The organism is Pedobacter sp. UYP30, assembly GCF_040547165.1.
Lineage (GTDB): Bacteria > Bacteroidota > Bacteroidia > Sphingobacteriales > Sphingobacteriaceae > Pedobacter.
On sequence record NZ_JBEPPD010000045.1, the window covers coordinates 1 to 2,251 of the forward strand.

Sequence of the window (2,251 nt, forward strand, 5' to 3'; positions counted from 1 at the left end):
AGCTTCTCTGCTAAGCTCCATTTCTTGTATTTCATGTTTCAAATGTATTATTTGAAATTCATAATAACACTCCGAACTTATTGGGGGCTAAACTATGTGGGGCTATTTGTGGGGCTAAAAATCATTTCGAAGATTGAAATGTGCAATTCAATGGGTCTCTTTAGATTGACGTAATGAATGCTAAGCAAGCCCTTTCAAACTCTAACCTGATTACCCATAAAACTAAGAATTATTGACTAGAGGGCTTTAAATCGCTAAAATTGTTATTTAGTTATTTGGAACATTTAAGTTAGTTTTCTTCATTGTCTAATTTTTCTATTTCCTTTTTCACTCCATCTATCAACTACTGTTCGACAGGTAAATAGAGTTGATATTTACTATAATGGTTTTGTTGTTTTCGAGTAGTGAAATTCTAACTACCGCATCATTTTTTATCTGTACAGAGCAAAATGCCAGTGGTTGGATTTTCGAAATCTTACTTTTCAAACCTATCGTAATAGTTTACCTACATTTGGAATTGCCCGATATGTTGATGGGCAAGTTTATTTTCATTTTAGCATGCCCGCCAAAGAAGTCACGCAAAGAAATTTTACCTTTACGTTCTCACAGAACCAATACTTGAAAGGCTTCCCTCCTACGGTTTTTCAAGTTCATACATCAATTAAGGATAATTTATCTCTCCTGAAAGTCGCCATCGATAGGCCTTCTCTCATCTCTTTTTAAAGCATCAGATTGCTGTCGCAATCTGTTCAAGACACACACGTTTTGAAAATTTGTGCAGAAATGGCATTGCTTGCAGAACCATTTTCAACCCGCACCAAATTAAGTAAATAAAGATGAACTAACGTAAATCACTGTCAGCCATTTTTGAACAAATTTGCTGTTATAAGCTGTTTTTATTATCATCAATAATCTGGAAACCTAAATTTATAAAATTAGTAATCCTCGAAACTTTGGCATCCTTATTCAATTCCTCGTAGAATTCCTTTTTTAACGAAATGTCGATTACTTTACCGTCAACGATTTTCATAATGTTTGGAAACCCTATGTTGTTTATACGATACAACATTCTTGAAATGAATCTTTCAGGAAAGTTTGATTTAGGTATTTTTCCATGAAGAAAAATCACATTAATGTCGTTAGCTATTGAAGGTAAAAGACTATTTTCAACGAAATCAAAAACATGTTTTCTGGAAGTATAACAAAAAAACTTTCTCCCATTATTATTATTCAGAAATTCTTGATATTCTTTATCAAGTTTCTGGTTCTCAAAAGTCAGAAAAGGCAAAACAATCAATGAAATCGGAATAAGAACAATGAATATTAATATTCCAAAAGTAACCCCAAATGTCAATTTTATTTTTCCTAAAATGTCTTTCATTAAAAATCTAATTTGTTGCGATTTCTTTTTTAAAATGGCTTATAACGTTTTGAAAATTTGTGCAGAAATGGCATTGCTTGCAGAACCATTGTCGCACAGCACCAGATTAAGTAAATAACTGATGACTTTACGTAAACCAATATCAGCCATTTTTGAACAAATTTGCGGTTAGGTGAAGGCCATAACCATTATTATTTTATTTTCGACCCATATTGCAAACACTCGAAGTGTGAGAGATAAATTATCCAATCCCAATCCTCCCTAATTATCAACCGGTCATCTGATGACGGCTGAAAAAAACTGTCCCAATTATTTTTAAATGTGTCCATATCTGTTATTAGAGTTTCATTTTCAGAAAACCAAGTCAAGATAATTTTTTGATTTATTTGATTTGATAATTCACTTAATTTTTTCGATACCAACTCATAGTTGTTTTTAAATTCTATTGTTTCAAAGTCTTTAAATTTGTCTTTGTTTAATGAATAACTTTCAAGAAAAACGTTTGATTTAAGCTTATTCCAAATTGCACTTTCAGCGTGTTTATCAAGAATAATAAGTTTTTCTAAAACTTCTTTGTTGTCCTCAAATCTCCATTCAAGCTCTAATTTCATAGCTGTATTGTTAAATTTCTAGTTCTCTGTCGGTCTAAAGGCTTGCTTATAACGTTTTGAAAATTTGTGCAGAAATGGCATTACTTGCAGAACCATTGTCGCACCGCACTAAAGTAAATAAATAACTGATGAATTAATGTAAACCACCGTCAGCCATTTTTGCGCAAATTTGCTGTTACCAGCAGTTATTTTTTATTTTTTTCAGTCGGTTTTGATGTTATAACAACACCGCCTTTCTTGTCTGTTATATTAAAATCAG

2 protein-coding genes are annotated in these 2,251 nt (G+C 31.9%); both read right to left on the bottom strand.

All coding sequences use genetic code 11. The features are described 5' to 3' along the window. Positions 1–883 precede the first annotated feature (883 nt). Positions 884–1,381, bottom strand: coding sequence for a hypothetical protein (locus tag ABIB40_RS20510; RefSeq protein WP_354361795.1), 498 nt, complete (start codon positions 1,379–1,381; stop codon positions 884–886). Between the two features lie 191 nt (positions 1,382–1,572). Further along, positions 1,573–1,992 (bottom strand): hypothetical protein, encoded by a 420-nt coding sequence (locus ABIB40_RS20515; protein WP_354361797.1) that lies wholly within the window; start codon positions 1,990–1,992, stop codon positions 1,573–1,575. Positions 1,993–2,251: the final 259 nt, after the last annotated feature.